This is a genomic window from Anaerotruncus sp. G3(2012), assembly GCF_000403395.2.
Lineage (GTDB): Bacteria > Bacillota > Clostridia > Oscillospirales > Ruminococcaceae > Anaerotruncus.
Genome location: NZ_KE159657.1, coordinates 426,766 through 433,665 on the forward strand (window position 1 = coordinate 426,766; position 6,900 = coordinate 433,665).

Sequence of the window (6,900 nt, forward strand, 5' to 3'; positions counted from 1 at the left end):
CCATACGTTTCCGGCAAGTCCCGCCAGGGTGCTCCGGTGCGCAAAATCCAGAATACACCGTTGATAAACTGCCGCGTATCTCGGGCATTGCCTCCGCGCGTCCCTTTTTCGCCTATTGTGTTTGGTTTGATTTTCTCCCACGCTCTGTCGCTTATATCATGTCGATGCTGTTCCCTCGCCATTTTTCTGCCCTCCTGCTACTTTGAGGACTATTATAGCACATTTCTATTGACGACACAACCTAATATAATGGCAACTTTTTGCGCTGAAAAGTCTGGGGCCCTTTTTGATTTTGCCTGTTTTGAAAACAGGCGCTGGGAGTATTGTGTTTTCCTGGAAAAACAAAAAGCGCCGGTCTGTCAATTCCTTTAGAACTGACGGATCGACGCTCAATACAGGCGCTCAAAATCGTAGCGCCCTATTTGAAACTGTTTTGCCGCAGGTTTAAGTCCTGCCTGAGTGAATAGGAGGTGGGGAAAAATCTAAATTTTGAGGCCCTTGGATTTTCGTTATCCAAGGGCCTCTGAGGTCTTGAAATCTCTCGGTTTTTTCACCAAAAATCTTTTTTGACCTCTTTTTCTGGTGCCGGTGGTGGGACTCGAACCCACATGCCATTGCTGACAACAGATTTTGAGTCTGTCTCGTATGCCAATTTCGACACACCGGCAAATATTAAGCTTTCTTGAGTCTTTCCGCCAAAAATGACTGACCGGCTTTCGTCCCAGCGATGAAATGTTAGGGAAATCGCATAAACAAGCTGTTTGAGAAGGAATGCTCATCCACAAGTACAGATGATTTTGAGTCAAGTGCATATGCCAATTTCATCATGCCAACAAATATTAAAACTTTTGAGTCCCTATACCTAAATAAAAAACATTCACAACAATTTCTAAGGCAAAATGTTCTACTTTAATAAAACAAAAAATATGGTAAAGGTAAGTTTGTATAACCAATAGTTAATGAAAGTAAGATAGAACAGCTTCGACCTTTCACCATTTGCTACAAAAAACTAACCGCTCTCTGCCTCATTTATTCACTCTTACGGCTTGCTTGAAAACAAAAAGGGTAAACTTCCCCACAATTATAAAAACTAAAAGAAAAAATGTAGAAACACTCTATGTATCCCACATACTTTTAATACAAAAGGCACGAATTTAATAGAAAAAACACTAATATCAATTTTTTAAACATCTTCTAGGAACACATCTTTCAAAACTTTTTTATAATTATAACAAAATTATTAGTGAAATGCAATACTGATTAGAAAATTTTGTGTGGTTGAAAAATGTAAAATTAAATGCAAAGAGGGACTTTAGCGAAAAGTCCCTCTTTCGCAATCTTTTTTATCTACCGTCCGGCGCATGAATGTTACATACAGCCCCTAGCCGATGCCCGCGCCGGGCAGTTTATCGAACAAACCATGATGGAGGTGATAATACCATGATTGGCTATGTCTGTTCACGCAACAAGCGTGGCAGGCTCACAGCAGGTGAAAGCTATGATGGGCGAATTGTTTATCCGGATGGTACCCTGCATTTCTTCTGGTATTCCTCGCACTGTTCCTGTAGGTTTCCTCGGTTCCCGCTTCGGCGGCGGAATTCATCAAGGTTAGCCCGGCCACAACAATTGAAGCTGAGCCAGACTGGGAATGGATGGATGAAACCTTGAAAAATTCCGGAAATGCCCAGATCGTAGCTCTAACCGATCAGCAGGCCGACGATCTCACAGCCCTGCGGCATAACTCGGACATCTTCCTGTACGGGGTGTTTCCGGTAACTGCAAGCCTGCTTCTGCTGATCTGGTTTGTGCGCTGGTTCTACCATACGTTTATCGAAGGAGGGTTATAAGCATGTCGTTTTCTTTCCTTGATGAACCCTGCATTTTATGTGGCTGGTATGATTCCGATTTCGGATGCACCTGTAGTCCTCTGGACAGATAGTATCAGCGCCCATTAAAGCCGGAAGCGGATTGAGAGACCATTTTTAAAGAAGATGGTGAAGGGGGTGAATAGTAATTCGGTATACACAGGTCTTTGTAGATTGTCCCTCCCGCGATCATCACGCCGGAGGACATGGCCCCACTTCTGGAGGGCATTATCGCTAATATCGGCGTTTTGCTTCCAGTTGTTTTGGGGATGGCAACAGTATTCTTCGGGATTAAGATTATCCCAAGTCTGATTTCCAGGTTTCCCCGTTTCTGACTGTTCCCGCAACTGCGGTGACAAATAATATTTTCAGGGGGGTTGTATTATGAATCTGCCGACCATTGCCATTACAGAGGAGATGCTTGAGCCGCCGGTTCAGGGCGTGATCGCCAATGTATCGGCCGCACTCCCTGTTGGACTTGCCCTCATGGCGGTATTCCTCGCTTGTGTCCCTAAAATCAAGAAATAGCAATCTAAACAAAAACAGCGACAAAATGAACAAGGGGAAGGAAAGATTTAGCAGTTTCCTCATAACGAGTAGCAGAGCGCCGAAACTGCTTCATGCGGTTGAAAAAGTGCTCTACTAAATTTCTGCGCTTGTACATTTCCTTGTCATATTCACGAGGATTACGAGCATTGGAGCGGGGAGGTATCACAGCGCTTCCTCCAGAATCTTCTATCAACTGCACAAAATCACTGCTGTCATATCCCTTATCTGCCAAAACAAAGCACTTTGCTAATGTAAGAACCCGTATTCACAACCATTCGACACCGTCTGAGCGGGTCCTTTGCCGGCCTGCCGCGTTGAGAAATCTTGCAATACACAAAGTATTGTCTGCGTTTTTTCGCCTTGCAGGGCAGCAAAATCCCTCGCCCATCCGGCATCCTCTGATTATGAATACAGGTTCTAAGACCATCTACAAGCCTTGGAACCAAAGTAATATCATTCAAATTGCCTCTTGACAATAATAGCTTGATAGGTCGCCCTTTTTCATCTACCGCTGCATGTACTTTTGTTGTCAATCCTCCCCTAGATCGACCAATAGCCTGATCGTTATCTGCCCCTTTTTTGCACCAGCACTGTGCTGATGCGCTTTTATACTGGTCGAATCCACCATGATTTGCCACGGTGAATCTGAATCGGGATTCAGATTCTTGAGGATATTTTCCCACACTCCAGCGTCCCGCCAACGCAGGAAATTGTTGTAAACAGTTTTCCATGGACCATAATATTCTGGAAGGTCCCTCCATGGGGCTTCCGTTTTGAAAATCCATAGCATCGCATCTACCAGTTCCCGAGCATCTTTTCTCGATCGGCCCATTTTTCCCTGTTTTGGCAATAGTGGCTCTATCCTTGCCCTTTCTTCATTTGTTACACTATGCCGTCTTTTCATATCCTCTATTTTATCATATTCCCTACTTTAGGGACACGACCTAAAAAGCTCTGGGGTTTACGGTGTTGAAGATTGAACAAATTTATGATATAATGAAAGACATCAAGAGAATCGGGATGATGCTTCCGTCTCTATAAGGAAATGGGTTTGCGGAGGAAGATATAAAAATGGAACAGATTTCAGAGGACCAGATTCGGAACTGGCTCTCGGCAGATCGAGAACTGATTGTTTATGAGGAAATAGATTCAACTAATAATGCAGCTAAGCAATGGGCACAAAAAGGTGCACCAGATGGAAGCGCGGTGGTTGCCCTCCGGCAGACTGCAGGGAAGGGAAGGCTGGGGAGGAGCTTTTATTCGCCCAGCGCCACCGGTATCTACATGACGGTGATCCTGCGGCCATCCCTTTCACTGGAGCAATCGACACTTGTAACCTCGGCAGCAGCAGTCGCCACCGCAAGGGCGATCGAGAAAGTTACCGGGATTTCGGTGCAGATTAAATGGGTGAATGATCTCTATCTTAATGGAAAAAAGCTTTGCGGGATTCTTGCAGAGTCGGCGCTTTTACCCGATGGAAAGCTCAATTATCTCGTAGTAGGAATTGGGGTCAACGTATCGACCGACAGTTTTCCTCCTGAGCTTTCGGAAATTGCGACTTCACTTGCAGCAGCGGGTGGCGAAGAGATCAACTGTAACCGTTTGATTGCTGCGATTCTTAATGAATTTAGGCAGGTCTGCGCTGAACTCGAGAATCGGGAATATCTGGAAGAATATAAATTGCGCTCCTGTGTACTTGGAAAATCGGTCCAGTTAATACGTGGTAAGGAGTCACAGGAAGCATTCGCGCTTGATGTCGATCGTGATGCGCATTTGGTGGTTCGGTTGCCAAATGGATCCATCCAAACGATCCGTTCGGGAGAAATCAGTCTGAAGGGGGATTGGAGATGAGCCTTTATGTGGTTGATGGACAGGGAGGAGGCATCGGACGCAGCTTGATCGAGCGCCTAAGAGTAGAATTGCCTCAGGTGCAGATTGTTGCTGTCGGTTCGAACGCGATGGCAACAGCTTCGATGCTCAAGGCTGGTGCAACTGCTGGTGCAACCGGAGAAAACGCAGTGATTTATTGTTGTAGCCACGCCCGGGAACAGGATGTCATCATAGGTCCAATCGGAATTGTGCTGGCAAATTCGATGTTGGGAGAGCTGACTCCGAAGATGGCGCAGGCAGTTTCAGAAAGCCGGGCATATAAAGTGTTGATTCCTGTGCAAGCAAGCCGGAGTCATGCCGCGATTGTCGGAGTGGAAGAGAAGACAATTGCGCAGTACATAGAGGATGCGATCACAATTCTGAAAGGGATAGTATAAAATGTATTGTAATTCATCTCTTCAACAGGAGTCCGGAAGTTGATGTTGCATTTTACTCTCTAAAGTTTTTTAAAATTTATTTTTACACTTTTTAGATAAAAAATTGAAAATAGTGCTTGCAATTTGGATTTATATATGCTATACTAATCAAGTACTAAAAATTCTATGAAAAATTAAATACCGCGGGGTGGAGCAGTTCGGTAGCTCGTCGGGCTCATAACCCGAAGGTCAGAGGTTCAAATCCTCTCCCCGCAACCAAAAACCCGCATGGCAAGCCGCTTTGCGGGTTTTCTCTTGCCATTTTTCCCTCACAATTTTGTTGCAGTTGGGATTTTTTCACTCGTTAGGAAGATGTGCAGCAAAAGTGAATAAATTCCGGGCGGTTTTCAGTGTAATTTGGATTGTTGCAGTTTTGTTGCAGTCCTATTTTTTTGCCAGAAAAAATCTTCCCTACTGTGGTGTGTCCCTCTTTGGTTCCTCTGTTCCCGGCAGGAAACCGCTCATTCGGTTGATGGCCTTGCGCTTTTCATCGTCCAGCACATGGGAATATTTCTCTGTGGTGACAATGGAGGCATGACCCATCAGGTTCTGGATGATGCGGATTGGGACATTTTGTTCCATCAGTCTGGTGGCGAAGGTGTGCCGAAGTGCATGGACATTGACCCCTTGCAGCTCACACCGTTTACAAACCGCCTGGACCCTTTTCTGGTAGGTCCGGGGGTCGGTGTAGGTTCCCCGTTTCGACGGAAAGATGAGGTTCTGGGGATTTGGCTGTCCATCGTGAAGTTGTACTTGCCGTTGGAACATGAGCAGTTGCCAGATATTCTCATAGACCGGCGTTTCCCGGTTGCTGGTTTTGCTCTTGGGGGTCTCCTGGAGGATCAGTTCCGTTTTCTTGCCGGACGGGTCGTCAAAAAGCTGTACCCGTTCCAGGTCCTTGTTGATGCGAATGGTCCGCTTTTTTGCATTGAGGTCGCCCCACCCCAGCGCTAAGACCTCTCCCATCCTTGCCCCGGTAAAAAGGAAAAGAAGCATGGCCACCCGTAACCTTTCGGAGAAGATCTCCTTGATGAAGATCTCCATCTCCTCCACCGTCAGCACACGGCGTTCGGTGGGCTGTATCTCCGGGAGCCGGAGGTCAGCGGCGGGATTCTCAATGATGATTTTCCCTCTCGCCTTTTCCATAGCCGCATTCAGCACCACGAAGATGTTGTAGATGCTCTTGGGAGAAAGTCCTCCCTTCTTATCCAGCCGCCCATTGGTTTGCAGGTAGTTGAGATAAGTCTGCATATCGGCGTCGGTCACGGCGTTCAGCGGCGTTTTGCCAAAAAAGGGCAGGATCTGGGTCTGGTAGGTCTGCATATAGGAAGAATAGGTGGTCCGCTTCACCGAGGGCGGAGTCTTGTAGGTCTGGATGAAGTACAATACCCAGTCGGAGAGGGAGATGTCTATGTCGATCCCCGCCGGGGGCTTTAGGCCGTGGGTCGCATTTGTGAGCATCCGGTAGGCTTCCTGCTGCCGCTGTCCCCGGATCTCTTTGGCCCGTTTGACAAACTCCTTGTACTTTTTGACAACCTGTTCCTCGGTCTTGCCGGTGAAGATCACCCGCCGGTACTTGTCGTTCTCATCGGTCTCATATTTTTGGAAGATCAGGTATCCGTCCTTGCGGAGATAGAGAGTACCGCCCTCAAAGATCTTGGCGTATTTGGACGAAGGTTTGTAGCTTTTACTTTCTGCCATTGGTAACTCCTCCTGTTTTCAGCTTTATAAGGATACAAGAATCGTCAACAACAGCAGTTGAACGCTTTCCGGCCGCTATGGGGATGGGTGCGGAGCCTGGGTAGGATACAGGCCCGAAGTTTGTCCGCATCCAGAGGTAAAATTCCTCCTCTGGTATCCGATAGCTGCGCCCCACCCGAATGACGGGAAACTCCCCGCTGTGGATAAGGCGGTAGGCCGCTACCTGGCCGATCTGGAGGATGCTCTGGACATCCTTCACCTTTAGGACCTTTGGACAGGACAAAACGCCATTCATAAAGCTCCCCTCCCTCATGGGCAGCCGGTTTCACCGCAATATGTGCTGCAAAATTGCAGCATTTTTTCAAGGTACAAAAGCTCTTTAAGTTAGGGTCTGTTCACACAAACAAAGATATGCTATAATAAAGGAATGGAACTGAAGAAAGAACAATACGAACAAATCGCAGAGTGCTTTCCGAAAC

At 46.7% G+C, this 6,900-nt stretch carries 9 protein-coding genes and 2 tRNA genes; 5 read left to right on the top strand and 6 right to left on the bottom strand.

Going from position 1 to position 6,900, the window contains the following annotated elements; genetic code table 11:
- Positions 1 to 182, bottom strand: a 182-nt coding sequence (locus tag C814_RS07855; protein ID WP_016315119.1) for an IS5 family transposase, incomplete at its 3' end; no start/stop codon positions are given.
- 398 nt (positions 183 to 580) lie between these two features.
- Positions 581 to 667, bottom strand: a tRNA-Leu gene (locus tag C814_RS07860).
- 997 nt (positions 668 to 1,664) lie between these two features.
- Here C814_RS07860 and C814_RS07865 point away from each other — a divergent pair.
- Together C814_RS07865 and C814_RS23425 are read left to right on the top strand one after the other, a co-directional pair.
- Positions 1,665 to 1,847 (top strand): hypothetical protein, encoded by a 183-nt coding sequence (locus C814_RS07865; protein WP_022788219.1) that lies wholly within the window; start codon positions 1,665 to 1,667, stop codon positions 1,845 to 1,847.
- 402 nt (positions 1,848 to 2,249) lie between these two features.
- Complete coding sequence (locus C814_RS23425) at positions 2,250 to 2,393, top strand: hypothetical protein (RefSeq protein WP_016315121.1); 144 nt, start codon at positions 2,250 to 2,252, stop codon at positions 2,391 to 2,393.
- 4 nt (positions 2,394 to 2,397) lie between these two features.
- On the opposite strand, the gene C814_RS22790 is transcribed toward C814_RS23425, so the two are convergent.
- A complete protein-coding gene (locus C814_RS22790; RefSeq protein WP_161911344.1) occupies positions 2,398 to 2,646 on the bottom strand; it encodes a transposase in 249 nt (82 codons plus the stop codon).
- A gap of 297 nt (positions 2,647 to 2,943) precedes the next feature.
- Positions 2,944 to 3,318, bottom strand: coding sequence for an IS5 family transposase (locus C814_RS0103820; RefSeq protein ID WP_022788220.1), 375 nt, complete (start codon positions 3,316 to 3,318; stop codon positions 2,944 to 2,946).
- A 167-nt stretch (positions 3,319 to 3,485) separates the two neighbouring features.
- Here C814_RS0103820 and C814_RS07870 point away from each other — a divergent pair, with 167 nt between their 5' ends.
- The 3 genes from C814_RS07870 to C814_RS07880 all read left to right on the top strand — a co-directional run bounded on the left by C814_RS07870 (position 3,486) and on the right by C814_RS07880 (position 4,939).
- The gene (locus tag C814_RS07870; RefSeq protein WP_016315123.1) at positions 3,486 to 4,265 is read left to right on the top strand and encodes a biotin--[acetyl-CoA-carboxylase] ligase; all 780 of its coding nucleotides are present in this window, start codon (positions 3,486 to 3,488) and stop codon (positions 4,263 to 4,265) included.
- A complete protein-coding gene (locus C814_RS07875) occupies positions 4,262 to 4,681 on the top strand; it encodes a DUF3842 family protein (RefSeq protein ID WP_016315124.1) in 420 nt (139 codons plus the stop codon). The genes C814_RS07870 and C814_RS07875 overlap by 4 nt, the downstream gene beginning before the upstream one ends.
- Positions 4,682 to 4,862: 181 nt before the next feature.
- Positions 4,863 to 4,939, top strand: a tRNA-Met gene (locus tag C814_RS07880).
- Between the two features lie 192 nt (positions 4,940 to 5,131).
- Here the strand turns inward: C814_RS07880 and C814_RS07885 are convergent.
- Together C814_RS07885 and C814_RS22055 are read right to left on the bottom strand one after the other, a co-directional pair.
- Positions 5,132 to 6,421 (bottom strand): tyrosine-type recombinase/integrase, encoded by a 1,290-nt coding sequence (locus C814_RS07885; protein ID WP_016315125.1) that lies wholly within the window; start codon positions 6,419 to 6,421, stop codon positions 5,132 to 5,134.
- Positions 6,408 to 6,716 (bottom strand): helix-turn-helix domain-containing protein, encoded by a 309-nt coding sequence (locus tag C814_RS22055; protein ID WP_016315126.1) that lies wholly within the window; start codon positions 6,714 to 6,716, stop codon positions 6,408 to 6,410. The genes C814_RS07885 and C814_RS22055 overlap by 14 nt, the downstream gene beginning before the upstream one ends.
- Positions 6,717 to 6,900 lie beyond the last annotated feature (184 nt).